At 63.9% G+C, this 24666-nt stretch carries 18 protein-coding genes; 12 read left to right on the forward strand and 6 right to left on the reverse strand.

Annotated elements, in window-relative coordinates:
- Positions 1–130: 130 nt before the first annotated feature.
- From ACY8GK_RS14240 to ntrC, 3 genes are all read left to right on the forward strand, one after another.
- Entirely contained in the window at positions 131–697 is a 567-nt protein-coding gene (locus ACY8GK_RS14240; RefSeq protein WP_196175749.1) for a chorismate mutase, read from the forward strand.
- 233 nt (positions 698–930) lie between these two features.
- Complete coding sequence (gene glnL / locus ACY8GK_RS14245; RefSeq protein WP_196175747.1) at positions 931–2016, forward strand: nitrogen regulation protein NR(II); 1086 nt, start codon at positions 931–933, stop codon at positions 2014–2016.
- Positions 2013–3443 carry a nitrogen regulation protein NR(I) gene (ntrC, locus tag ACY8GK_RS14250; RefSeq protein WP_196175745.1) on the forward strand — a complete coding sequence of 477 codons (1431 nt, stop codon included), beginning with the start codon at positions 2013–2015 and terminating at the stop codon, positions 3441–3443. Before glnL ends, ntrC begins: the two co-directional genes overlap by 4 nt.
- Positions 3444–3890: 447 nt before the next feature.
- Here the strand turns inward: ntrC and ACY8GK_RS14255 are convergent, their stop codons facing one another.
- Complete coding sequence (locus ACY8GK_RS14255) at positions 3891–4328, reverse strand: hypothetical protein (protein WP_196175743.1); 438 nt, start codon at positions 4326–4328, stop codon at positions 3891–3893.
- On the opposite strand from ACY8GK_RS14255, the gene trmL reads away from it, so the two are divergent.
- Positions 4327–4782 carry a tRNA (uridine(34)/cytosine(34)/5-carboxymethylaminomethyluridine(34)-2'-O)-methyltransferase TrmL gene (gene trmL, locus ACY8GK_RS14260; protein ID WP_196175741.1) on the forward strand — a complete coding sequence of 152 codons (456 nt, stop codon included), beginning with the start codon at positions 4327–4329 and terminating at the stop codon, positions 4780–4782. The two genes, ACY8GK_RS14255 and trmL, sit on opposite strands and share 2 nt — an antisense overlap.
- Positions 4783–4868: 86 nt before the next feature.
- On the opposite strand, the gene secB is transcribed toward trmL, so the two are convergent.
- From secB to ACY8GK_RS14275, 3 genes are read right to left on the reverse strand one after another with little or no spacing between them, the layout of a single operon-like run.
- The gene (secB, locus tag ACY8GK_RS14265) at positions 4869–5351 is read right to left on the reverse strand and encodes a protein-export chaperone SecB (protein ID WP_196175739.1); all 483 of its coding nucleotides are present in this window, start codon (positions 5349–5351) and stop codon (positions 4869–4871) included.
- A gap of 35 nt (positions 5352–5386) precedes the next feature.
- Positions 5387–5641 carry a glutaredoxin 3 gene (gene grxC / locus ACY8GK_RS14270; protein WP_196175737.1) on the reverse strand — a complete coding sequence of 85 codons (255 nt, stop codon included), beginning with the start codon at positions 5639–5641 and terminating at the stop codon, positions 5387–5389.
- Between the two features lies 1 nt (position 5642).
- Entirely contained in the window at positions 5643–6056 is a 414-nt protein-coding gene (locus ACY8GK_RS14275; RefSeq protein ID WP_196175735.1) for a rhodanese-like domain-containing protein, read from the reverse strand.
- Between the two features lie 200 nt (positions 6057–6256).
- On the opposite strand from ACY8GK_RS14275, the gene gpmI reads away from it, so the two are divergent.
- The 4 genes from gpmI to ACY8GK_RS14295 all read left to right on the forward strand — a co-directional run bounded on the left by gpmI (position 6257) and on the right by ACY8GK_RS14295 (position 11448).
- Positions 6257–7792 carry a 2,3-bisphosphoglycerate-independent phosphoglycerate mutase gene (gene gpmI / locus ACY8GK_RS14280; protein ID WP_462401485.1) on the forward strand — a complete coding sequence of 512 codons (1536 nt, stop codon included), beginning with the start codon at positions 6257–6259 and terminating at the stop codon, positions 7790–7792.
- Positions 7793–7982: 190 nt separating this feature from the next.
- Positions 7983–9260, forward strand: coding sequence for a murein hydrolase activator EnvC family protein (locus ACY8GK_RS14285; protein WP_196175731.1), 1278 nt, complete (start codon positions 7983–7985; stop codon positions 9258–9260).
- Positions 9261–9352: 92 nt separating this feature from the next.
- Positions 9353–10669 (forward strand): S41 family peptidase, encoded by a 1317-nt coding sequence (locus ACY8GK_RS14290; protein ID WP_196175729.1) that lies wholly within the window; start codon positions 9353–9355, stop codon positions 10667–10669.
- An 8-nt stretch (positions 10670–10677) separates the two neighbouring features.
- A complete protein-coding gene (locus ACY8GK_RS14295) occupies positions 10678–11448 on the forward strand; it encodes a divergent polysaccharide deacetylase family protein (RefSeq protein ID WP_462401486.1) in 771 nt (256 codons plus the stop codon).
- A gap of 16 nt (positions 11449–11464) precedes the next feature.
- Here ACY8GK_RS14295 and ACY8GK_RS14300 read toward each other — a convergent pair whose 3' ends face one another.
- The gene (locus ACY8GK_RS14300) at positions 11465–16135 is read right to left on the reverse strand and encodes a dermonecrotic toxin domain-containing protein (RefSeq protein WP_462401487.1); all 4671 of its coding nucleotides are present in this window, start codon (positions 16133–16135) and stop codon (positions 11465–11467) included.
- 157 nt (positions 16136–16292) lie between these two features.
- Positions 16293–18296 (reverse strand): BCCT family transporter, encoded by a 2004-nt coding sequence (locus ACY8GK_RS14305; RefSeq protein WP_462401488.1) that lies wholly within the window; start codon positions 18294–18296, stop codon positions 16293–16295.
- A gap of 418 nt (positions 18297–18714) precedes the next feature.
- Between ACY8GK_RS14305 and betI the strand changes: the two genes are divergently transcribed.
- From betI to ACY8GK_RS14325, 4 genes are all read left to right on the forward strand, one after another.
- Complete coding sequence (gene betI, locus ACY8GK_RS14310) at positions 18715–19383, forward strand: transcriptional regulator BetI (protein WP_196175720.1); 669 nt, start codon at positions 18715–18717, stop codon at positions 19381–19383.
- A gap of 28 nt (positions 19384–19411) precedes the next feature.
- A complete protein-coding gene (gene betB / locus ACY8GK_RS14315; protein ID WP_462401489.1) occupies positions 19412–20884 on the forward strand; it encodes a betaine-aldehyde dehydrogenase in 1473 nt (490 codons plus the stop codon).
- Positions 20885–21047: 163 nt separating this feature from the next.
- The gene (gene betA, locus ACY8GK_RS14320) at positions 21048–22739 is read left to right on the forward strand and encodes a choline dehydrogenase (RefSeq protein ID WP_196175716.1); all 1692 of its coding nucleotides are present in this window, start codon (positions 21048–21050) and stop codon (positions 22737–22739) included.
- Between the two features lie 178 nt (positions 22740–22917).
- Positions 22918–24660, forward strand: coding sequence for a potassium/proton antiporter (locus tag ACY8GK_RS14325; RefSeq protein ID WP_196175714.1), 1743 nt, complete (start codon positions 22918–22920; stop codon positions 24658–24660).
- The last annotated feature ends 6 nt before the right edge of the window (positions 24661–24666 follow it).

The raw sequence follows: 24666 nt of genomic DNA on the forward strand, positions 1-24666 counted from the left end.
GTTCGATGCATCCGCGAGCGGCCTCCATTGGAGGCCGTTCTTGCTTTTCGGACAAGCATACGGGAAAGCGCCGACTGGTATGGCCTGATCCACGGAGCAGACTCGGAACTTCTGACCTGGAGTTTCCATCATGCGCCCGACCTTTCCTGCCTGCTCGCTTGTTCTTTTCGCCCTGGCTGGCTGCGCCACTACCGCACCTGCCGACCCAACCATCACGCCCCTGCTTGATACCATCGAGCGACGCCTGGAACTGGCCGATATCGTTGCATTGCACAAATGGGACCTTGGCCAGCCGGTCCAGGCCAGCGAACGGGAGCGCCAGGTCATCGCCGCGGTTCGCCTGGCAGCAGCCGACCATGACCTGGCGCCTGATCGGGCAGAAGACTTTTTCGTCGACCAGATGGAAGCCAGCAAGCTGGTGCAGTACACCTTGCTGTCGCGCTGGCATGCCCTGGGTGAAGCGCCGGCCCTCGAGCGGCAGGACCTGGGCCAGGTCTTGCGCCCGCGACTGGACCGATTGCAGCACCAACTGCTTGACGAGCTTGCCCGCTTCGACCAGCAGAGCTGGCCGCAATGCCAGGAGCGACTGGCCGCTGCCTTGGCAGAGCGTTCGGACGACATGCTCAGGCAGGTTGCGCTGGCCCGTGCCACTGGACGACTTTGCCAAGCTCACTTGGCCGAAAATGCTCCAAAATAGTGCATTCTCCGACTACTTCCATGGCTAGAAAATTCATTACGGGGCGTCTTGTCATGCCGTCAGGGCCTTCGACACCGGGACATGCCCGAATAGAGGTCTTTTCCTAAAAACCTCGCTTCGTTTCGGAGCCTTGGTTTGGTTCTTGCATTTTTCCAGCATCAGCGGATTGTCGGCGCGTTCGCCTACGGTCCATACCGAGGCATCCATGTGCCAAAAGAGGTCAACGACGCCCCATGACCATCAGCGATGCACTGCACCGTCTCTTGCTGGACAACCTGACCACCGCGACCCTCCTGCTCGACGGCGCCTTGCGCCTGGAGTACATGAACCCGGCCGCGGAAATGCTGCTGGCCGTCAGCGGCCAACGCAGCCATGGCCAGTTCATCAGCGAGCTGTTCACCGAGTCGGCCGAGGCACTCAACTCGCTGCGCCAGGCCGTCGAGCAGGCGCACCCTTTCACCAAGCGCGAGGCCCAGCTGACATCGTTGACGGGGCAGACCCTCACCGTGGACTACGCCGTCACGCCAATCCTGAACCAGGGCCAGACGTTGCTGCTGATCGAGGTTCATCCGCGCGACCGGCTGCTGCGCATCACCAAGGAAGAAGCCCAGCTCTCCAAGCAGGAAACCACCAAGATGCTGGTCCGTGGCCTGGCCCACGAGATCAAGAACCCCCTGGGTGGTATCCGCGGGGCCGCGCAGTTGCTGGCCCGAGAGCTGCCCAGCGCCGAACTGCGCGACTACACCAACGTGATCATCGAAGAGGCGGACCGCCTGCGCAATCTGGTCGACCGCATGCTCGGCTCGAACAAGCTGCCTTCCCTGGCGCTGACCAACATTCATGAAGTGCTCGAGCGTGTCTGCAGCCTCGTGGAAGCGGAAAGCCAGGGCGGCATCACCTTGGCCCGCGACTACGACCCGAGCCTGCCGGATGTCCTCATCGATCGCGAGCAGATGATCCAGGCCGTGCTCAACATCGTGCGCAACGCCATGCAGGCCATCGGCGGCCAGAACGAATTGCGCCTGGGGCGCATCACCTTGCGCAGCCGGGCCATGCGGCAGTTCACCATCGGTCACACGCGGCACCGCCTGGTGGCTCGTGTCGAGATCATCGACAACGGCCCTGGCATTGCCCCGGAACTGCAGGACACCCTCTTCTATCCCATGGTCAGCGGACGCCCGGACGGCACCGGGCTGGGCCTGGCCATCACCCAGAACATCATCAGCCAGCACCAGGGTCTGATCGAATGCGAGAGCCATCCCGGGCATACCACCTTCTCGATCTTCCTGCCCCTGGAACAAGGAGCCACAGCCTCATGAGCCGAAGTGAAACCGTCTGGATCGTCGACGACGACCGCTCGATCCGCTGGGTCCTGGAAAAAGCCCTGCAACAGGAAGGCATGACCACCCAGAGCTTCGACAGCGCCGACGGGGTCATGGGCCGCCTGGCCAGACAGCAACCGGACGTGATCATTTCCGATATCCGCATGCCTGGCACCAGTGGCCTGGACCTGCTGGCCCAGATCCGTGAGCAGCATCCCCGCCTGCCGGTCATCATCATGACCGCCCATTCCGACCTTGACAGCGCCGTGGCGTCCTACCAGGGCGGGGCGTTCGAGTACCTGCCCAAGCCGTTCGACGTCGACGAAGCCGTCTCGCTGGTCAAGCGCGCCAACCAGCATGCCCAGGAACAGCAAGGTCTCGCCGCGCCACCCAGCCTAGCCCGCACCCCGGAAATCATCGGCGAGGCGCCGGCAATGCAGGAAGTGTTCCGGGCCATCGGCCGACTCAGTCATTCCAACATCACCGTGCTGATCAACGGCGAGTCCGGTACCGGCAAGGAGCTGGTCGCCCATGCCCTGCACCGACACAGCCCGAGGGCTGCCTCTCCGTTCATCGCCCTGAACATGGCAGCCATTCCCAAGGACCTGATGGAGTCCGAGCTGTTCGGGCACGAAAAAGGCGCCTTCACCGGCGCGGCCAACCTGCGCCGCGGACGTTTCGAGCAAGCCGACGGCGGGACGCTGTTCCTCGACGAAATCGGCGACATGCCCGCCGATACCCAGACGCGACTGTTGCGGGTCCTGGCCGACGGCGAGTTCTATCGGGTCGGCGGGCATGTACCGGTGAAGGTCGATGTGCGTATCATCGCGGCCACTCACCAGAACCTGGAAACCCTGGTCCAGGCCGGCAAGTTCCGCGAGGACCTGTTCCATCGCCTGAACGTGATCCGTATCCATATCCCGCGCTTGGCCGACCGGCGTGAAGACATCCCTACCCTGGCTCGTCACTTCCTCGGGCGCGCCGCCCAGGAACTGGCGGTCGAGCCCAAGCTGCTCAAGCCGGAAACCGAGGCGTTCATGCGCAACCTGCCCTGGCCAGGCAACGTCCGTCAGCTGGAAAACACCTGCCGCTGGATCACGGTCATGGCCTCTGGCCGCGAAGTGCTGATCGGCGACCTGCCACCGGAGCTATTGAACCTGCCGCAGGACACCGCACCGGTGACCAATTGGGAGCAAGCCTTGCGCCAGTGGGCCGACCAGGCGCTTGCGCGTGGCCAGTCCAACCTGCTGGACAGCGCCGTGCCCAGCTTCGAGCGCATCATGATCGAGACCGCCCTGAAGCACACCGCCGGCCGCCGCCGCGATGCCGCCGTGCTGCTGGGCTGGGGCCGCAATACCTTGACACGCAAGATCAAGGAACTGGGCATGAAGGTCGATGGCACGGACGAAGACGACGGCGAGTAACATTGAGCCGTCGGGATCGAGGTGGATCCGAGCGATTGTTTCGCGTCGCGCGCTGCAAACACCCACCGATGGCGCTGGAAGCACACCTCGCGTGTAACGGCCGCTGTGCCGCGACAGGGCACGAGCGGTCCCAGGATCCGCAGACTAGAAAGCCAATTGCTCCCGTGCGGGCCGTGTCGGCGAGAGGTCTGGCAGACCCTGGGGCCGCGTTGCGGGCCATCGCGGCCGGTCCGGCGGCCACCGCTCTAGCGGGTGTGATTCCAGCCACATTGCACCGATCCTGTGCCTGCTGCACTGCCAGAAGGCAATATTTCCCCTGGCCCTCCCCTGCGACAACCCGCAAACCCTGATTACAGGGCCATTGCGAAACTGGCACGGCACCTGCATTAAGTCAGGTATCTCCAGTTTCGGGGACCCTGGTACAGGCAGGCCAGGATATCCCCTCTTTTATTCGTGCAGCCTCACCTGCACCCGCCAGCGCCCCGCCTCCTCTGCAAGGCTCCATTCGCCCTGCAGAGGACGCGCGGCGACCACCGTCAACAGCATGCCATGGTCGCTCTCGCGCAGTTGCCAGCCAACCGGCTTGCCTTGCATGCGCAACTGTCCACGGCGCGCCTTGCCTTGGGCTTCGAACACCAGCGCCAAGGTGCCATCCACCGTTTCGCCATGCAGCTTCGGCGCCTCGTTGAACCACAGGTCCAAGCCACTCTCGACGACCTCGACACGCTCCAGCAGTCGTGGCTCGGGCGCGGTCAGGCGGCCAATCATCAAGCCCACCAGCATGCCGAACAGGGCCAGGGAGAGCAGCACCCGTGGCCAGGCTTTAGAACGCGGGTCCGGTTCAGGGGTAGAATGCGCGTCATCTTCATGCCTGGAGCCGTGCATGTTTCATGTCATCCTTTTTCAACCAGAAATCCCGCCCAACACCGGCAACATCATCCGGCTCTGTGCCAACAGCGGCTGCGACCTGCACCTGATCGAGCCGCTCGGCTTCGAGCTGGACGACAAGCGCTTGCGCCGCGCCGGGCTGGACTACCATGAGTATGCCACGCTCAAGCGTCACGAGAGCCTGGCCGCCTGCCTGGAAAGCCTCGGCCAGCCACGCCTGTTCGCCTTCACCACCAAAGCCTCGCATCCGTACCATGAAGTCGCCTTCCAGCCAGGCGATGCCTTGTTGTTCGGCCCGGAAAGCCGTGGGCTGCCCACCGAGATCCTCGACAACCTGCCCGCGCAGCAGCGTCTACGCCTGCCGATGCAGCCAGGATGCAGAAGCCTGAACCTGTCCAACACCGTGGCCGTGACGGTCTACGAGGCCTGGCGCCAACAAGGCTTTGCCTGAACCTGCCGCAAGCACCGGGTCCCTGTCCGACGGCCATGAAAAAAGCGCCCCGCAAGGCGCTTTTCTGCCCAGCACGCGGCGTCACGTCACTGCAGCGACGGTGCCTCGCCAGCTTCCTGCATGCGCTGCATTTCCTGGGCATACAGGGCGTCGAAGTTGACCGGCGAAAGCATCAACGCCGGGAACGAGCCACGGGTGACCAGGCTGTCGAGGGTCTCGCGTGCGTACGGGAACAAGATGTTCGGGCAGAACGCACCCAGGGTGTGGCTCATCGAGGCCGCGTCAAGGTTCTTGATCAGGAAGATGCCGGCCTGCTGGACTTCGGCGATGAAGGCCACTTCCTCGCCGTTCTTGACGGTAACCGAAAGGGTCAGCACCACTTCGTGGAAGTCGCCCTCGAGCGTCTTCTGCTTGGTGTTGAGGTCCAGCGAAACACTCGGTTCCCATTGCTGGCGGAAGATCGCCGGGCTTTTCGGTGCCTCGAACGAAAGGTCGCGCACATAGATGCGCTGCATCGAGAATTGCGGGGAGTTGTCTTCGGCTGCGCCGTTGTTCTGTTGGTCGGTCATGGCAGATCCTTTCTGATGTTTGGGGCGAACGTGCGTCAGGCCTGGAGCAAGCCGTCAAGCTTGCCGGCCCGCTCGAGGGCAAAGAGGTCATCGCAACCGCCGACATGGGTGTCGCCTATCCAGATCTGCGGAACCGAGGTGCGGCCTGCCTTCTGGCTCATCTCGGCGCGCAGCTGCGGCTTGCCGTCGACCCGGATTTCCTCGAAGGCGACGCCTTTGCTGTTGAGCAGCTGCTTGGCGCGGATGCAATAGGGGCAATAGTCGCTGGAATAGACGATGACGGGTTTCATATCACTTCACCAATGGCAGGTTGTCGGCTTTCCAGCTGGATACACCGCCACTGAGCTTGGCTGCGGTGAAGCCGGACTTGAGCAGCTCGCGGCAGAGCGTACCGGAATGCTGGCCCATGCTGTCGACCAGGATCAAGGTCTTGGACTTGTGTTTCTCCAGCTCGGGCATGCGCTTGGCCAACTTGTCCTGCGGGATGTTGAGCGCGCCGACGATATGGCCGGTGGCGTACTCCTTGGCCGGGCGGATGTCGATGACCACGCCCTTGTCGGCGTTGACCAGCGCGGTCAGCTGGCCGTTGCTCAGGCTCTGACCGCCGCGACGGATTTCATTGACCAACAGCAGGATCAGCAGAACGAAGAAGATCGCCACCAGAATGAAGTGGTTTGTCGCGAATTGAATCAGGTTAGCAACCATCGGGGTGTTCCAGGCGATTGAAAATGCCGGCCAGTATACACTTCGCCCCAGATGGGCCAAAGTCCGAAGGACAGGTCGGGCTCTCGACGACCGGCAGTTTGTCGGTACCTGCCCGAATGCAGGAGGAATATTCGTCAACCTTGGCGAATTTGCCCTAAAATGCGTGTCTTTATCATCTTTGACAAGCGCGAGTGGGATCGATGACGAGCACGCCCAAACCCCTGGTCCTGATCATCCTGGATGGATTCGGCCACAGCGAAAGCCCTGAATACAACGCCATCCACGCGGCCAGCACGCCGGTCTACGATCGCCTGCGCGCAACCCGGCCGCATGGCCTGATTTCCGGCTCCGGCATGGATGTCGGGTTGCCGGACGGCCAGATGGGCAACTCGGAAGTCGGGCACATGAACCTTGGCGCAGGGCGCGTGGTGTACCAGGACTTCACGCGAGTGACCAAGGCCATCCGCGATGGCGATTTCTTCGACAACCCGGTGCTCACCGAAGCGGTGGACAAGGCCGTGGCAGCTGGCAAGGCGGTCCACGTGCTCGGGCTGCTGTCCGACGGTGGCGTGCATAGCCATCAGGACCATCTGGTGGCGATGGTCGAGCTGGCTGCGCGCCGCGGCGCCGAAAAGATCTACCTGCATGCCTTCCTCGATGGCCGCGATACCGCACCCCGCAGTGCCAAGGCTTCCATCGAGCTGCTCGACGACACCTTCGCGCGCCTGGGCAAGGGCCGTATCGCCAGCCTGATCGGCCGCTATTTCGCCATGGACCGCGACAACCGCTGGGAGCGTGTCAGCGCAGGCTACGACCTGATCGTCGACAGCGTGGCCGAATACAGCGCCGACAGCGCTCTCGCCGGCCTCGAAGCGGCTTATGCGCGCGACGAGAGCGACGAGTTCGTCAAGGCCACGCGCATCGGCGAGGCGGCCAAGGTCGAGGACGGCGACGCCGTGGTGTTCATGAACTTCCGCGCCGACCGTGCCCGCGAGCTGTCACGCGTGTTCGTCGAGCCCGACTTCGCCGAGTTCCCGCGTGCGCGGATGCCCAAGCTCGCCGCCTTCATCGGCCTGACCCAGTATTCGGCCAAGATCCCGGCGCCAGCGGCGTTCGCTCCGGCGAGTCTGGACAACGTCCTGGGCGAGTACCTGGCCAAGCATGGCAAGACCCAGCTGCGGATCGCCGAGACCGAGAAGTACGCCCATGTCACCTTCTTCTTCTCGGGTGGTCGCGAGGAACCGTTCGAAGGCGAGGAGCGCATCCTGATCCCATCGCCGAAGGTCGCCACCTATGACCTGCAGCCGGAGATGAATGCCCCGCAGGTGACCGACCGTATCGTCGAGGCCATCGAGCAGCAGCGCTTCGACGTGATCGTGGTCAACTACGCCAACGGCGACATGGTTGGCCACACGGGCGTGTTCGAAGCGGCAGTCAAGGCGGTCGAGGCGCTCGACACCTGCGTGGGCCGCATCGTCGAGGCGCTCGAGAAAGTCGGTGGCGAGGCGCTGATCACTGCCGACCACGGCAATGTCGAGCAGATGGAAGATGAGTGCACCGGACAGGCGCATACGGCGCACACCACCGAGCCGGTACCGTTCATCTACGTCGGCAAGCGCAACCTCAAGGTTCGCGAGGGTGGCGTGCTGGCCGACGTGGCACCGACCATGCTCAAGCTGCTGGGGCTGGAAAAGCCCGCGGAGATGACCGGGAGCTCGATCCTGGTCGATGCCTGATCAGCCTCGCGGGGGCGTCGCGCCCCCATCGCGGCCGGTCGATGCGGAACGGGCATACCGGCCAGCGCACTGATTCGTCTCTGGTCTTCGCATTGGCGACCGCAGGCGTGCCGCTGATACAGCGAAGCGTTTTTTTTGCGCGCCATGGCGGGCATACTAGGCCGAACTCCATCCCCGGTATGCCCAGTCCATGCTTCGCGCCCTGATCCCTCTCGCCCTGACCTGCCTGCTGAGCCCGGCGTTCGCCGACGAGCGCGCGCAGACCCAGCAACAGCTGGAAGCCACGCGTCAGGATATCGCCGAACTCAAGAAAGTGCTCGACAAGCTGCAGGCAGAGAAATCCGGCGTGCAGAAGGACCTCAAGACCACCGAGACCGACATCGGCAAGCTCGAGCAACAGGTGGAGGCACTGCAGCAAGAGCTAAAAAAGACCGAAGGCGAGCTGGAGCGCCTTGATATCGAGAAAAAAAAACTCCAGAGCGCACGCATTGAGCAGCAGAGGCTGATCGCCATCCAGGCCCGTTCCGCTTATCAGAACGGCCGTGAGGAATACCTCAAGCTGCTGCTCAACCAGCAGAACCCGGAGAAGTTCGCTCGCACCCTGACCTACTACGACTACCTGAGCAAGGCGCGGCTGGAACAGTTGCACGCCTTCAACGAGACGCTGCACGAGCTGGCCGGCGTCGAGCAGGACATCGCTCGCCAGCAAGCCCAGTTGCTGGCCCAGCGCGGCAACCTCGACAGCCGTCGCCAGGAACTCGAACAGGTACGCAGCGAGCGCAGGCAGGTGCTGGCCAGGCTCGACAACGACATGAAGGACCGCGATCGCAAGCTGCAGGCCCGCCAGCAGGACCAGGCGCAACTGAGCCGCGTGCTCAAGACCATCGAGGAAACCTTGGCCCGCCAGGCTCGCGAAGCCGAGCAAGCGCGCCAGCGTGCATTGCTCGCTCGCCAGGAACGGGAAAGACGCGAGCGCGAGGCACTGGCCAGCCGCGACGCCGAGACGCCGCGCCCGCCACGCAGCGCCGCCGGCCCGCGGGTGAGCAGTGGTGGCGAGACCTATGGCGGTGCTTTTTCTGCCGCGCGGGGAAAACTTCCATGGCCGGTCGATGGTCGATTGCTGGCGCGCTTCGGCGATGCCCGAGGTGGCGACTCCAGGGCCAAGTGGGATGGCGTGATGATCGGCGCGCCACTGGGCAGCCGGGTACGTGCCGTACATGGCGGGCGCGTGGTCTTCGCCGACTGGTTGCGCGGTGCCGGGCTTCTGGTCATCCTCGATCACGGCAATGGCTACCTGAGCCTGTATGGCCACAACCAGAGCCTGCTCAAGAGCGCTGGCGACATCGTCAAGGCCGGCGAAGCGATTTCCACCGTAGGCAACAGTGGTGGCCAGGAAAGCGCGGGGCTGTACTTCGCCATCCGCCAGCAGGGCCGCCCGAGCGATCCGGCGCAATGGTGTCGAGGTTAGAAGGCGTATTCGTTCATCAGACGGTGTGACGCAGGCACTGGCCGCACCGATGCTCCCGCGGGAGCGATACCAGGATCAGGAGTTCGTTCGACATGTTGCATTCGCCTCGCCTCTCTCAACTGGCCCTGGCCATGACCCTGGCGCTCGGTGGGCCAGCCGCCCTCGCCGCCGAGCCGGCCAGGTCGGCTTCGGTCCCGGCCACCGAGGTCACCGCCAAGGCGCCACTGCCGCTGGATGAACTGCGCACCTTCGCCGAAGTCATGGACCGCATCAAGGCCGCCTACGTGGAGCCGGTCGACGACAAGACTCTGCTGGAAAACGCCATCAAGGGCATGCTCAGCAACCTGGACCCGCACTCGGCCTATCTCGGCCCCGAGGATTTCCAAGAGCTGCAGGAAAGCACCAGCGGCGAGTTCGGTGGCCTGGGAATCGAGGTCGGCATGGAGGACAACTTCGTCAAGGTGGTTTCGCCAATCGACGACACGCCGGCTTCGCGTGCCGGGATCCAGGCGGGTGACCTGATCGTCAAGATCAATGGCCAACCGACCCGCGGCCAGTCCATGACCGAGGCCGTGGACAAGATGCGAGGCAAGATCGGCGAAAAGATCACCTTGACCCTGGTTCGCGACGGCGGCAGTCCGTTCGACGTGACGCTGGCCCGTGCGGTCATTCAGGTCAAGAGCGTCAAGAGCCAGCTGCTGGAAAGCGACTACGGCTACATTCGCGTCACCCAGTTCCAGGTCAAGACCGGCGAAGAGGTCGGCAAGGCACTGGCCAGGCTGCGCAAGGACAACGGCAAGAAGCTGCGCGGCATCGTCCTGGACCTGCGCAACAACCCAGGCGGCGTGCTGCAGTCGGCGGTCGAAGTGGCCGACCATTTCCTGACCAAGGGGCTGATCGTCTATACCAAGGGGCGCATCGCCAACTCCGAGCTGCGCTTCTCCGCCGATGCCGCCGACGCCAGCGAAGGCGTGCCGATGGTGGTGCTGATCAACGGTGGCAGTGCCTCGGCCTCGGAAATCGTCGCCGGCGCCTTGCAGGACCAGAAGCGTGCGGTGCTGATGGGTACCGACAGTTTCGGCAAAGGCTCGGTGCAGACCGTGCTGCCGCTGAACAATGACCGTGCGCTCAAGCTGACCACTGCGCTGTACTTCACGCCCAATGGGCGCTCCATCCAGGCCCAGGGCATCGTTCCGGACATCGAGGTGCGTCCGGCCAAGCTCACCGCCGAGGCCGACCTGGAAAACTTCAAGGAGGCCGACCTGCAAGGCCACCTGGGCAACGGCAACGGCGGTGCCGATCGGCCGTCCGGTGGCGGCAAGCGCAAGCAACGACCACAGGACGATGACTTCCAGCTCAGCCAGGCCCTGAGCCTGCTCAAGGGCCTGAACATCACCAAAGGCAGTTGAATCGCCCCATGCGCCTGATGTCGTTGCTGCTGGCCGTGCTGCTGGCGGGTAGTGCCCACGCTGCGCCCGCGCCCACCAAGGCCTACCTGAGCCTGATCATCGATGACCTGGGCCAGAACATCGAGCGCGACAACCGGGTCCTGGCGCTACCGGGCCCGGTGGCCGTGGCGATCATGCCCGATACGCCCCACGCCACCGATTTCGCCCGCCAGGCGCACAAGGCCGGCAGGACCGTGATCCTGCACATGCCCATGGAGCCGGCGACCGGCCCTTACGCCTGGCATCCAGGCGCGCCGGTCGAAGCGCTGTCGCGACGACTGGACGCGGCCTTGGCGAAAGTGCCGTTCGCCGCAGGTCTCAACAATCACATGGGCAGCCGCATGACCTCGCAGGCCGCGCCGATGGCCTGGCTGATGCGCGAGCTGCAAGGACGCGGACTGTTCTTCGTCGACAGTCGCACCAGCGCGGCCACCGTCGCCGCGGCCAAGGCCCAGGCGATCGGCCTGGCCCATGTGTCCCGCGATGTGTTTCTCGATGACGTGCGCACGCCCGAAGCCATCCTGGCGCAGTTGCGCCTCGGCATCGAGCTGGCGCGCAGGCAAGGCTCCGCCGTGCTGATCGGTCATCCCTACCCGCAGACCCTCGCGGTTCTGGAACGAGAACTGCCCCGCCTCGCGAGCCAGGGCATCGAATGGATCGAGATCCGCCAGATGATCGCCGAGCGCGGCAACCTGGCCATGCCAGCCCATGGTCGACATGGTCTGTACCCCGGGCGCTGAGCCGGGACAGCGCCGATCATTCGAAGGGAATCAGCCCCTCGACCTGTTCGGGCCGCAAGTCCCCCCGGTAGATGGCCAGCAGGTCCCTGCCCGTCGACGCTGCGCGCAACTGCGCTTCGCGCCCGAGATTGCGCTGCGACCACAGTTTCAGGTGCCCCTTGCGAAATGCCCGGGCCGGTGCGCTCGCCTCGAGATAGTGGAAATGCGCCTCCCAGAGACCTTCGCCCCTGGACTGCCCCGGCGCCGGCTGGCGGCGGATCTGGTAGACATCCAGATAGTCGTTCGGCCCCAGCGCCCTGCGCGCACCCGCGCGCGTGATGGTCACCTGGCCATGCTCATGGAGAAAGCGCAGGCTTTGGGCCGTCGGATGGCTGGTCGCCAGGTAAAGCCCGATCAGCAGGTCGCGGCGTGCGGCCTGCAGGCGCTCGATGGCCTCTGCCAGGGCACGTTGCAAGGCCGCGTCGAGCTCTCCACGTGGCAGCTTCATCTGCACCTCGAGCAGCTTTTCCACATGCAGGTCGATGACCGATGACAGCCCATGCGGTTCATCCGTCCTGACGTACTTGCGGGCCAGGCGGATGACCGACTCGACCTCGGCTATCAAGGCCTGCCCCCGTTGGCGCAAGGCATCAGGCTCCTGGCCCGTTCCAGGCGTCTCCACCGCGCTGCCTGCATCTTCCAGCCACTCCGAGCCGTGCCGGTGAAAGGTCTTGAGTACCCGGTTGGTGCGTGAGTCACGCTGTTGCACCACGGAAATGCCGTCTATCACGACCTCGGTTCCGACCACGCTGCGCCCGCGCTGGGTCCTGACTACCCGACGCCTGCCTCCGCGACTTGCATAGATCGCTGGGCGACTGAGCCGAGGCGTAGCCAGTTCCTTCTCCCGCACCGCTTCCTCGAGTTCTCTTTCCGCATGGCCCTTGAGCCTTTCCAGCGTCTTGCAATAGAGCTCGAGCTTGTCCGCACGAATGGTCTGCGTGGCTATGCTGCCCAGGTAGTCCGCCGATACGGCAGCTTCCTCATAGGCTTCCAGCACACCGTTGAGGACGCTGATCCGCTCTTCGAGCCCCAGTTCGCTGCCGGCCAGCTCACCGTGCGCCACACCTGCGCTGTGCAGCGCATCGCCGGCCAGATGAGCCTCGAACTTCCTGAGCGTGCGCTCATCGGCTCCAGCCAGCCGATCGATGCTCAGCTCGCCCAGATCCAGCAGCAGACGGAACTCCAGGTCGACGGCATTGAGTCGACGCCTCTCGATGATCTCCGACAGCCGTTGCTGCTTGGACACCCTGGTACCGCTCTCGGCATGCCTGAAGACGATCGAATGATCGTTGAGCGTCTCTTCCAGTAGGCGATCGAAATGGCCGGACACCTCGACCAGGTCAGCTTCCCACTTCACCACTTTCTCCAGCGCGTCCCGGTAGCGCTTGTACTGCTGGATCTCCGCTTCGTCCTCGGGATGGATGGCGATCGCATCAGCCAACTGGTCGAGGCTTTCCGCGTTGATCAGCGACACCATCTCGTTGTAGAAGACCTCGCAGTATTCCAGCAGCTCCTGCCGCAGCTCGCTGCGATGCGTCTTGACGGCCTCGTCGAGCAGCTGTTCGCCATGCCTGAGCGTGAAGATTTCGGCCACGGTCTGGTCATGCACCAGTCCGTGATCGATCAGGGCCTTGAGATCGTAAACGACGGTTTCCCTGATGCGCTTTTGCAGATCCTTGAGCAAGGCAAGCTCCCTGGCTTGCAAGTCACCCGGATTCGCCACGGCTTCGAGATCCAGGATCTGCGCCGCCTTGTCCATGAGCACGTTGCGGTGTGCGCCCAAGGTCTTGGCCAGCGCGTTGCGCTGTTGGATCAGGCCGGCTTCCTTGTGCTTGAGCGCTTCGAGACGCTGTTGATTCTGCTCCCTTCTGAGCTGCACGCGGCTCTTGGGCATGCCGCCGCGCAGACGCAAGTCTGCATCGACACGCCACGCCCCGAACGCGAAACGAAGCCATGGCCCCGTTTCGCCTTGTGCGCCGATCACGCGAACACCGCTTTCGGACCGCTCGACAGCGTAGACATCGCTCATCATGGCGACGTACAACTGCTCGCCCACCTTGTACAAGCCGGAATCCTCCAAGGCTGCGCCACGCAGGTCGATGGCCGAACGCAGCCCGCGTAGCCGCTCACGCTGCGCGGCAGCAAGCGCATTGAAGCCCTGCGCACCGCGCCAGGAAAAATCCAGGTGCATGCCGGGCCGGGCGGCCAGGGCCTGCGCCGGCCGCAGGCCGCCTTGCCGTGACATTGCCTTGCTCTGGCCAACGGTCAGTCGCGGTCGGGGCATCATGCCAAGCGCCGTGGTGCTGGCCGCCAGGAACGTGCTGGAGGAAATGCGCCTGGGCAGCCTGGCGTGAAGCAGGATCATGCCCAGGCCGAGCAGCAGATCGACGATCGCGGCGGAGCGTTCGAAGGTACTGCCCTGGGTAATGGCCGGCAGGTCGCTCTGCAACGCCGCCACGCCCTGTACCAGCCAGGCGACTACCGCGGCAGGCCCGCGCAGCACCAGGCTTGCCACGTCGAACAGCAGCCAGGCACCCTGGACGAGCAGAGCCCAGCGTCTTTCCAGATTGGAAAGCGATTGCCGATCCGCGAGCTCGACCAGCAAGTCGCGATTGGCCTGGTAGAGCCTCGCATCCACGTCGTGCATCCAGAAGCTCGCATGCAGCACCGCAGGACCCGTTCTCGGCAACAATGCGCTGTCATCGAGGATCGGCTGCAACGGATGAGGCTCGAGGAACCCGCCATGGGCATAGACGCGGCGAGCCTGCTCAGGCAGCCAGTCGAGCACGCTGTCCTGCAGCTCGCCCGTGGTCGCGATTGCCTTCATCAGTTCCTCCAGGCTCTGGAACATCATGATCGGCTCCTGCGCATGCAGCGGCCTGTACAGGACTACCATCGCAGGCTCGGCCGAGAACAGCACGTACATGCCACGCACTGTATCCACTTGCTCTGCATCTGCATCGGGCCTGAATGCCAGCGGCATGAGCACGACACCTGGGACATCCCGGTCCAGATGGCCGCGACAGTAATCCAGCAGGCATCCCAGCGCTGCCTCGTCGAGCTTGCCGGCCAACTTCGCCTCCAGCGCGGCGGACAGTAGCGCGCAACGCCACTCCCTGGCGAAACAGGCGATCCGCTGGGCCTTGCCTTCGCTTTCGTCCATGCTTCGTGCCACATAGGCGGGATAGCTTGCGCCGATGTCGACACGCCGTACCAGCTCGTCCACATAACGCGTGCTCAGCCAATGCATGATCAACTGCCCGTGCCGGTGCTCGACAGTCGTCAGCAGCGCGTCCTGGAACCGGCCAAGCTTGCCGATGGCATAGTCGACCAGACTCACCTTGGCGGTCTCCACGACGCCATCGCCTGGGCCGACCGAAGCACCACCCGGCGTTGCGCGAGCAATGCTCAAGGTCAGCAGAAGATCATCGGGAAGGTAGTTGGCGTCATCGGGGTGATCCTCCAGCAGCGCTTGACGCAGGCGCTGGGCTGCATAGCCGTGCAAGTCCATGACGCTGTCACGGGAGGAGCAGCCGGCCGATTCGGCTTGTGCCAGGGCCAACTCGAACAGGATCGCCTGGCAGGCGAAACCATCGGCGCCCGAAGCGTTGCGCAAACCGGGCGGTACCGGCAGCGATGGTTCGCTCACGGCGCGGTAGCCCGCGATGAAGGCCCGGGCCGGATCGCTCAAGACGGCGAACAGCGCTTGCAGCGTGCCTGCATCGGAGCACTGCCAGTAGCGAACGGTGCGGATCGCATCGAGCATCGCCTCGAGCAGCAAGGCCGACTGCTGGGCAAACGGATCGCCCTGCAACACGTAGCGAGTCCAGGTCAGCAGGTCGAAGCGATACTGCTCGGCCAGTTCGTCATGCAGCGCAGCCGCGAACGCCTCGAAGGAGTCGAACGCGCGCACCACGCTCGACGGGGCGCACCACAGCAAGACCATGCGCTCATCGTACTCGCCCTGCACCAGCAGGTTCGGCAAAACCAGGCAATGACTGGCACCTTCGCATTCGAGCCGTGCCTCGAGAGCGAAGACGGTCGGCCTGGCCTTCGCGCCCCGGAGCAAGCCATGGACACAGGCCAGCTGCTGATCATCGAGTCCTTGCAACGGAAGGTTCTGCAAAAGTGCCGACTTGATCGTCAACTGCAGCCAGCGATCTCGGCTGGCACCAAGACTGCTCGCCTGCGCCCAATACTCGACCTGAGCATCACAAAAGGTCTGAACCAGTCTTCTTAACAATGCATCGAGCTCATCGAGCTGTTTTTGTATCGAGATGGCCTCGTCGAGCAGTGGGCCCTGGGCGTCCCTGAACGGATACTCGTCGCTCGAGGCGATCATGAACTCACCCCCCTCCACGCCGAGAGTCCGGAGCGTGCTGCCCTGCAGCAAGGCATCGAGCAAGGCGTCCACCAGAGGGCGTCGGATCCAGTACGGATAGGACGGCGAAGCATCGCTCTGGATCTGTGGAATCAGCAGCACCATGGGTTCGGCGTTGGGCATGTTGGCGGCGGCCACCGCCGGATGTGTCGCGGCAAGAATTTTCAGCGCCTCGCTGCCAGCCACCTGGCGTAGCGTCGGCCGCGCATCGAATTCGGCGGCGACAGCCTGCTGGTAGTCCCTGGCGGTATCCAATCGATTCGTCATGCGTAGTGCTCCTGTTGGTCGGCGGAGCAGCAGACATTGGGCAAAACTGACGACGAGGCGGTGGTACATAAGGCAGCGTCGGACGAGAGCCGCGCTTGCCGGCCAAACGCAAAGGCCCGGTTCTGGCGAACCGGGCCTGGTACCCGTTCAAGCAGGATCAGCTATACACGCGGCCCAGTACCTGGCGATGACTTTCGAACTGGTCCAGTACATCACGCACGATCTGCTCGCCGCGCAAGCCCATGAGGTCGTACTCCTGGCTACCGTCATGCAAGTACACCTCGGCGCGGTAGAAGCGCTGGCGTACCTCGGGCTCGCCATCGACCGGCGCTTCGTTCGAGGCGGCCAGGTACCCATCCAGGCTCACTTCGTAGACGAACGGGTTACCCTCGGCCATCGGCACGCGCAAGCCCATTAGCGCACGTGACTGCCCCAGACGCGTCTCGACGTCGAAACCAAGGCTGCTCATCTGCGCCGCCGCTTCGCGCAGCGCCGGGGCGACCTGTTTGTCCATGAAGCGCTGGACCACGGCCTGGGTGGGTTGCAGCTCCAGCTGGGTCAGCCGCTCACTGAAGCCGCGGCGACCGCGGGCAGCCAGCTCGGCGCGCTCCTGCTCGAGCTGGGCATCCTGCTTCATCGCCTTGTACAGGCCGAACATGAATAGCACCAGGACTACCGAGAACGGCAGACCCGCCAGCACCACCATGGTCTGCATGGCTGCGAAATTCCCCGCGAACAACAGACCAATGGTGACCAGCGTGATGATCACCGCCCAGAAGATCCGCATCCAGTTGGGTGCGTCTTCGTCGACGTGGCCGCCCTTGCAGGATAGGTTGGCCATCATCACCGCGCCGGAATCGGCCGGTGTCAGGAACAGCACGAAACCGACGAACACCGCCACCCCGACCACGATCCGCGCGGCAGGGAAGTACTCGAGCAACTGGTAGATCGCCATCGAGGGTTGCTCGACCGCCGTCTTGCCGAGCTCCACCGCGCCCTGGTTGATGACCAGGTCGAGCGCGGTGTTGCCGAAGATCGACAGCCAGGCCAAGGTGAAGCCCAACGGAATCAACAATACGCCGGCGACCAGTTCGCGCACCGTGCGCCCCTTGGAGATACGCGCAATGAACATGCCGACGAACGGTCCCCAGGAAATCCACCAGGCCCAGTAGAAAACGGTCCACAGGCCGAGCCAACGCTCGGACTTGGCCCCATCGTCCCCATACACGTAAAAGTCGAAGGTCTTGAGCACGAAGCCGTTGAGGTAGTCACCGACGTTCTGCACCAAGCCATTGAGCAGGTGCAGCGTCTGGCCACCGAGCAACACGAACAGCAGCAGGCCACTGAACAGCAGGATGTTCAGGTTGGACAGCCGGCGAATGCCGTTTTCCACGCCGGACACCGCAGCGATGGTCGCCACGCCGCTCATGACCAGGATCACCACCAGCAGGTTGGTCCGGTCGTGCTCCATGCCGAACAGGTACTCCAGGCCCGAGGCCACCTGCATGGAGCCGATGCCAAGATTGGTCACCAGGCCCAGCAACGTCACGAACATGCCGAAGATGTCGACCGCATGGCCTGCGCCGCCCCTGACCCAGCGCTCGCCGAACAGCGGGAACAGGGCCGAGCGCAACGCCAACGGTTGATTGTGACGATAGGCGAAGTAGCCCACGGCCAGGCCTACCAATGCATAGATGGCCCAGCCGTGCAGCCCCCAGTGCAGGAACGTCAGTTGCAGGCCATGACGGGCCGCCTGCATGCTCGACGGCACCCCTTCCGGTGGGTTGAGGTAATGATCCAGAGGCTCGGAGGCTCCGAAGTACAGCAGCGAAATGCCGATGCCCGAGGAGAACAGCATGCCGGCCCAGGCACCATAGCTGAAGTCCGGCTGGTCATCCTTGCCGCCCAGCCTGAGCTTGCCGAAATCCGAGAAAGCCAGCGCGACGACGAACACCAGGTAGCCGCAGATCGCCAGCATGTAGTACCAGCCGAAGGTTCGGGTGAGCCACGACTGGGCGACATCTAGCACACGGCCGGCAGTGTCGGGCACGGCGATGAGCAGCAGGGTCAGCGACAGGATCAGTAACGCCGAGGTGCAGAACACCACGCGGTTGACGCGCACCCTTTCGGCGGGGGGTTTGGTAAGGGAGGCAGAACTCATTGCACGAAGGCTCCGGCAGTGCGGGTATGGAGGCTAATCGGTATGGCCCCGAGCAATTGGTGCAATAGCCCTACTGCTTCAGGTGTTATAAAAGCGTCCAGGGAAACGTGGTTCGTGCACGCAGCGGGACGAAACAGGCACGCCTGGCTACGCTCCGATCGGTTCGCTGCGCTGGCGATGACCGTTCGGCAGTTGCCACTGGCACCCTGCCGATGTTTTCAAAGCCCTGCCATACGGCGCTTCCACGCATTCCTGGGACTCGATTCGTGCCGGCCTCGACGGCCCTTGAAGCTGTCAATGGCACAAATTGTCGCAGAGCTTATTCTTTATTGATTGAACGTTCAATCAAAACAAAATAGACTGGCTTCGCCGAGGCAGTTGCGCGTCGACTGCTCGCAGGCCTGAGGAGATGTACGAGATGCCCAAGGTCGGTATGCAACCCATCCGCCGCCAGCAATTGATCGAAGCCACCTTGCAGGCTGTCGACCAGGTCGGAATGGGGGATGCCAGCATTGCGCTGATCGCCCGCCTGGCCGGTGTGTCGAACGGGATCATCAGTCACTACTTTCGGGACAAGAACGGCCTGATCGAAGCGACCATGCGCTACATCATGAGCATGCTCAACCAAGGCGTTGCGCAGCGTCGCCAGGCACTGGCGGACGGCAGCCCGCGGGCCCACCTGAAGGTGATCATCGAGGGCAACTTCGATGCCAGCCAGGTCAACGGTCCAGCCATGAAGACCTGGCTGGCCTTCTGGGCCTCGAGCATGCACCAGCCGTCCTTGCACCGGTTGCAGCGGATCAATGATCACCGCCTGTATTCCAACCTGTGCTGCCAGTTCCGTCGCGCGCTTCCCTTGACCGAGGCGCGCCTCGCGGCCCGCGGGCTGGCGGCGCTGATCGACGGCCTATGGCTGCGCGGTGCCCTTTCGGGGGATTCGTTCGATACCGAGCAGGCGATTCGCATCGCCTACGAATACATGGATCTACAACTGGCCAAGCGCCAGGCCCCGTCCAACGACGGCGCCCAGGCCGCTGGAAAAACGCGCGAAGCGATCGCCGAACTGGCAGGAGCACGACGCGAATAGCCATTCACATTGCACTTGCGAGGACTCTATGGCCCGTTTCGGAACGCAAAAACTCTACATCGACGGTGGTTATGTCGACGCTGGCACCGACGCCACCTTCGAAGCCATCAACCCGGCCAACGGCGAGGTCCTCGCCCATGTGCAACGCGCCACCGAAGCGGACGTCGAGCGTGCCGTGCAGAGCGCCGAGCGTGGCCAGAAAGTCTGGGCGGCAATGACCGCCATGCAACGCTCGCGTATCCTGCGTCGCGCCGTCGAGATCCTGCGCGAGCGCAACGACGAGCTGGCCATGCTGGAGACGCTCGACACCGGCAAGGCCTACTCGGAAACCCGTTACGTCGACATCGTCACCGGTGCCGACGTGCTCGAATACTATGCAGGCCTGGTTCCGGCGATCGAGGGCGAGCAGATCCCGCTGCGCGAAAGCGCCTTCGTCTATACCCGTCGCGAACCACTGGGCGTGACCGTCGGTATCGGTGCCTGGAACTACCCGATCCAGATCGCGCTGTGGAAATCCGCCCCGGCCCTGGCCGCTGGCAATGCGATGATCTTCAAGCCCAGCGAAGTCACCTCGCTGACCACTCTCAAGCTGGCCGAGATCTACACCGAGGCCGGCCTGCCGGACGGTGTGTTCAACGTCCTGACCGGCAGCGGCCGAGAAGTCGGCACCTGGCTGACCGAGCACCCACGGATCGAGAAGGTCTCCTTCACCGGCGGCACCACGACCGGCAAGAAGGTCATGGCCAGTGCCTCGAGTTCGTCGCTCAAGGAAGTCACCATGGAACTGGGTGGCAAGTCGCCGCTGATCATCTGTGATGATGCCGACCTGGACCGCGCCGCCGACATCGCCATGATGGCCAACTTTTACAGCTCCGGCCAGGTCTGCACCAACGGCACCCGCGTGTTCGTTCCGGCAGCGCTCAAGTCAGCCTTCGAAGCCAAGATCCTCGAGCGCGTCGCCCGGATCCGGGTCGGCAACCCCGAAGAGGAAAACACCAACTTCGGCCCGCTGGTCAGCTTCGCGCACATGGAAAACGTGCTGGGCTACATCGCCAAGGGCAAGGAACAGGGTGCACGCGTGCTGTGCGGTGGCGAGCGTCTGCTGGACGGCGACTTCGCCAACGGCGCCTTCGTCGCCCCGACCGTGTTCACCGACTGCCGGGACGACATGACCATTGTCCGGGAAGAAATCTTTGGCCCGGTCATGAGCATCCTGACCTACGAGACCGAGGAAGAAGTCATTCGCCGGGCGAACGACACCGACTACGGTCTGGCCGCTGGCGTATGCACCAACGACCTCAGCCGCGCGCATCGCATCATCCACAAGCTCGAAGCGGGCATCTGCTGGATCAATGCCTGGGGCGAATCGCCCGCGGAAATGCCAGTCGGCGGGTACAAGCAATCCGGCATCGGTCGCGAAAACGGGGTGAGCTCGCTGGCCCAGTACACCCGAATCAAGTCGGTCCAGGTCGAGCTGGGCGACTACGCCTCGGTGTTCTGACCCGCAGGTCCAAGCCGCAAGTTTCAAGCGGCACGCTGCAAGCAAGAGCCGAGTGGCGTCGCGCCGCCGGCCCTTGCAGCCCCCATCCATTGCGCAAGCGCGCCGAGTTGCCTTTGCTTGCAGCTTGCCGCTCGAGGCTTGCAGCTGCTCCCAGGAGAGAGCCATGACATACGACTACATCATCGTCGGAGCCGGCTCGGCCGGTAACACCCTCGCCACCCGCCTGACCGAAGACGCCAGCGTCAGTGTACTGCTGCTCGAGGCAGGCGGGCCTGACTACCGTTTCGACTTCCGCACCCAGATGCCCGCCGCGCTGGCATTCCCACTGCAAGGGCGCCGCTACAACTGGGCCTACGAGACCGACCCGGAGCCGCACATGAATGGCCGGCGCATGGAGTGCGGGCGCGGCAAGGGCCTGGGTGGTTCCTCGCTGATCAACGGCATGTGCTACATCCGCGGCAACGCCCTGGACTTCGATGGCTGGGCCAAGCTGCCCGGCCTGGAAGACTGGACCTACCTGGACTGCCTGCCTTACTTCCGCAAGGCGGAAACCCGTGACATCGGCCCCAACGATTACCACGGCGGCGATGGTCCGGTCAGCGTGGCAACGCCCAAGGCAGGCAACAATCCGCTGTTCCACGCCATGGTCGAGGCAGGCGTGCAGGCGGGTTATCCGCGCACTGAAGATCTCAATGGCTACCAGCAGGAAGGCTTCGGCCCGATGGACCGCTCGGTGACCAAGCAAGGCCGTCGCTCCAGCACGGCGCGAGGCTATCTGGACCAGGCCAGGAAACGCCCCAACCTGACCATCGTCACCCACGCCCTGACCGACCGGGTACTGTTCGAAGGCAAGCGTGCCATCGGCGTTACCTACCTGGTGGGCGACAGCGAGGAGCGCATCGAGGCGCGTGCGCGCGAGGAAGTCATCGTCAGCTCCGGCGCCATCGCTTCGCCACAGCTTCTGCAACGCTCCGGGGTTGGCCCGCGCGCGCTGCTCGAAAGCCTCGACATCCCCGTGGTGCACGACCTGCCAGGCGTGGGCGAGAACCTTCAGGATCATCTCGAACTGTACCTGCAGTACGCCTGCACCCAGCCAGTCTCGCTGTACCCTTCGCTGCTGTGGTGGAACCAGCCGGCCATCGGTGCCCAATGGCTGTTCAGTGGCACTGGCATCGGCGCCAGCAACCAGTTCGAGGCCGGCGGGTTCATCCGTACCCGTCCCGAGTTCGAATGGCCGAACATCCAGTACCACTTCCTGCCCGTGGCGATCAACTACAACGGCAGCAACGGTGTGAAGGAGCACGGCTTCCAGGCGCACATGGGCTCGATGCGCTCGCCCAGCCGTGGCCGTGTGCAGCTCAAGTCGAAAGACCCACGCCAGCACCCGAGCATCCTCTTCAACTACATGGCGACCGAACAGGACTGGCAGGAATTCCGTGATGGCATCCGTCTGACCCGCGAGATCATGGCCCAGCCAGCCCTGGACCCGTACCGTGGCCGCGAGATCAGCCCTGGCGAACACGTGCAGACCGATGAGGAGCTGGACCAGTTCATCCGCGAGCATGCCGAGACAGCCTTCCACCCTTCCTGCTCGTGCAAGATGGGCGAAGATGAAATGGCGGTGGTCGATGGCCAGGGCCGCGTCCATGGCATGCAAGGCCTGCGAGTGGTCGATGCTTCGATCATGCCGATCATCATCACCGGCAACCTCAATGCCACCACGATCATGATCGCCGAGAAGATCGCCGACCGGATCCGCAACCGCCCGCCGCTGCCCCGCAGCAACGCCAAGTACTACGTGGCCAACGGCGCCCCGGTACGAGGCAAGCCGGTACGCGAGGTCAAGCGCGGCTAAGAAGCTGCAAGCTGCAAGCTGCAAGCTGCAAGCAAGAGCAGACCGGTGGCGCCGATCCGCTTGCGGCTCGCAGCTTGTGGCTTGCACCTGATTCCTCAGGTTAGAATCGATTGGCACGCGACCTGCTTGCCGTAGCCCCAGCCAGGTCCCCTTCCCGCGATGTACCGGAGTGAAGCCTTTGGATGCGAGCACCATCAACAGCCTGTTCCTGATCGGCGCCTTGCTGGTGAGCGCAAGCATCCTGGTCAGCTCGTTGTCCTCGCGCCTGGGCATTCCCATCCTGGTCATCATCCTCGCGGTCGGCATGGTTGCCGGCGTCGATGGCGGCGGGATCATCTTCAACAACTACTCCGTCGCCTATCTGGTGGGCAACCTGGCGCTCGCCGTGATCCTGCTCGATGGCGGGCTGCGCACCCGCGTGGCAAGCTTTCGCGTGGCCTTGTGGCCGGCACTGTCGCTGGCGACCGTCGGGGTACTGATCACCACCGGGCTGACCGGCATGGTCGCCGCCTGGCTGTTCGACCTGAGCCTCATCCAGGGGCTGCTGATCGGTGCGATCGTCGGCTCCACCGATGCCGCGGCAGTGTTCTCGCTGCTCGGTGGCAAGGGCCTGAACGAGCGGGTCACCGCGACCTTGGAAATCGAATCAGGCAGCAACGATCCCATGGCGGTGTTTCTCACCGTCACCTTGATCGAGATGATCGCCAGCGGCCAGACCGGTCTGCACTGGAGCCTGCTGACCCATCTGATCCGCGAATTCGGCATCGGTGGCCTGCTAGGCCTGGGTGGTGGCTGGCTGCTGCTGCAACTGGTCAACCGTATCCACCTGGCCAGCGGCCTGTACCCGATCCTGGTGATCGCCGGCGGGCTGGCGGTCTTCGCCCTGACCAATGCCCTGCATGGCAGCGGCTTCCTGGCGGTCTACCTGTGCGGGCTGGTGCTGGGCAACCGGCCGATCCGCAGTCGCCACGGCATCCTGCACATGCTCGACGGCATGGCCTGGCTGGCGCAGATCGGCATGTTCCTGGTCCTCGGCCTGCTGGTCACGCCCCATGACCTGCTGCCTATCGCAGTGCCGGCACTGGGTCTGGCGCTGTGGATGATCCTGTTCGCCCGGCCGCTCTCGGTGCTCGCTGCGCTGCTGCCGTTCAAGGCCTTCCATGGCCGCGAGAAAGCCTTCATCTCATGGGTCGGCCTGCGCGGCGCGGTACCGATCATCCTCGCCGTGTTCCCCTTGATGGCAGGGCTCGAGGATGCACAGCTGTTCTTCAACCTGGCCTTCTTCATCGTCCTGGTGTCGCTGCTGGTACAAGGCACCAGCCTGCCGTGGATGGCCAAGCTCCTGAAGGTCACCGTCCCCCCGGATCCGGCGCCGATCTCCCGCTCTGCCCTGGAGGTGAACATCACCAGCGAATGGGAGCTGTTCGTCTATCGGCTCGGTGCGGAAAAGTGGTGCATCGGCGCGGCCCTGCGTGAACTGAAGATGCCCGAAGGTACCCGCATCGCCGCGCTGTTCCGTGGCGAACGGTTGCTTCACCCTTCAGGCAGCACGGTGCTGGAAGTCGATGACCTGCTTTGCGTGATCGGCCACGAACATCATCTTCCGGCGCTCGGCAAGCTGTTCAGCAAGCCGCCGCAGCGTGGTCTAGACCTGCGCTTCTTCGGCGACTTCGTGCTCGAGGGCGATGCCGAGCTGGGGGCGATCGCCGCGCTGTATGGCCTGCAGATCGAGACCCAGGACCCGAAGATGCCGCTCGCGCAGTTCATCCGACAGAAGGTCAAGGGCGCGCCAGTGGTGGGCGACCAGATCGAATGGGCCGGCACGCTGTGGACCGTGGCGGCCATGGAGGGGAACAAGATCCTCAAGGTCGGCGTCAAATTCCCCGAAGGTACTCGACCCAGCCCCGGGTTGTTCCTCTAGAATCCG

Source organism: Pseudomonas sp. Marseille-QA0332, from assembly GCF_054950175.1.